Source organism: Arthrobacter sp. Y3223164, from assembly GCF_059091005.1.
This window is the reverse complement of sequence record NZ_JBNHGF010000603.1, coordinates 1-1,170: the sequence shown is the minus strand read 5'-3', so window position 1 is coordinate 1,170 and position 1,170 is coordinate 1. Positions and strand designations below refer to the sequence as shown.

Sequence of the window (1,170 nt, the reverse complement as noted above, 5' to 3'; positions counted from 1 at the left end):
TGCCGCGCCCGCCCAGGCCCCCGTTCCCGTCCAGGCCCCCGTTCCCGCCCAGGCACCCGTTCCCGCCCTCGCGGTGCGCGGTCTGGCCAAGCGCTTCGGCGACAAGATCGCCGTCAACGGCATCAACCTGGACGTGCCCGCCGGGTCCTTCTACGGGCTGGTCGGGCCCAACGGTGCGGGCAAGACCACCTCGCTCTCCATGGCCACCGGGCTGCTGCGGCCGGATTACGGCCAGGTGTGGGTGCACGGCGTGGACGTCTGGGCCGAGCCGCTGACGGCCAAGCGCCTGATGGGCGTGTTGCCCGACGGCGTCCGGCTGTTCGACCGGCTGACCGGCGAACAGCTGGTCACCTACGCCGGGCTGCTGCGGGGCATGGACCGGGAGACCGTGGCCGCCCGCGTCCCGGACCTGCTGCGGGCCATGGACCTGACCAACGACGCCGGCACCCTGGTGGTGGACTATTCCGCCGGCATGACCAAGAAGATCGCCCTGGCCACCGCACTGATCCATGCGCCGAAGCTGTTGGTGCTGGATGAACCGTTCGAGGCGGTAGACCCGGTCTCCGCGGCGAACATCCGCGACATCCTCCACGACTACGTGGACTCCGGGGGCACGGTGATCGTCTCCAGCCACGTCATGGACCTGGTCCAGCGCATGTGCGACCACGTGGCCGTGATCGCCGGCGGCAACGTGCTGGCCGCCGGCACCGTGGACGAGGTCCGCGCCGGCGCGAGCCTCGAAGAGCGCTTCGTCCAGCTGGTCGGCGGACGGACCCAGGCGGAGGGGCTCGAGTGGTTGCGCACCTCGTAAGGCTGAAGCTGGCGCTGCTGCGCAACGGCTTCAAACGCAGCCCGTGGCAGCTGGTGGGGGTGATCCTCGGGGGCCTGTACGCGATCGGCATGCTGGCCCTGCTGATTTCCGGACTGTTCTTCCTCAGCTACACCGAGCCGGACATGGCCCGCATGGTGGTGGTGCTAGGCGGCTCCGCGGCCTTCCTGGGCTGGGCGCTGATCCCCATGATGGCCACCGGCGTGGACATGACGCTGGACCCGGCCCGGTTCGTGACCTACGCCGTGCCCATGCGCCAGCTGCTGCTCGGGCTCGCCATCGGCGGCCTGGTCGGCATCCCGGGCGTGGTGACGCTGGTCGCCGCGCTCGGGCACGCGGCC

Annotated in this window: 1 protein-coding gene and 1 pseudogene; both read left to right on the top strand. The window is 70.9% G+C overall.

From position 1 onward, the window contains the following. The first annotated feature begins 73 nt into the window (after positions 1-73). Positions 74-811, top strand: coding sequence for an ABC transporter ATP-binding protein (locus AC5RUJ_RS16765; RefSeq protein WP_494156301.1), 738 nt, complete (start codon positions 74-76; stop codon positions 809-811). Continuing rightward, positions 793-1,170, top strand: a pseudogene (locus AC5RUJ_RS16760) (transporter); the annotation flags it as partial. The gene AC5RUJ_RS16765 and the pseudogene AC5RUJ_RS16760, both read left to right, overlap by 19 nt.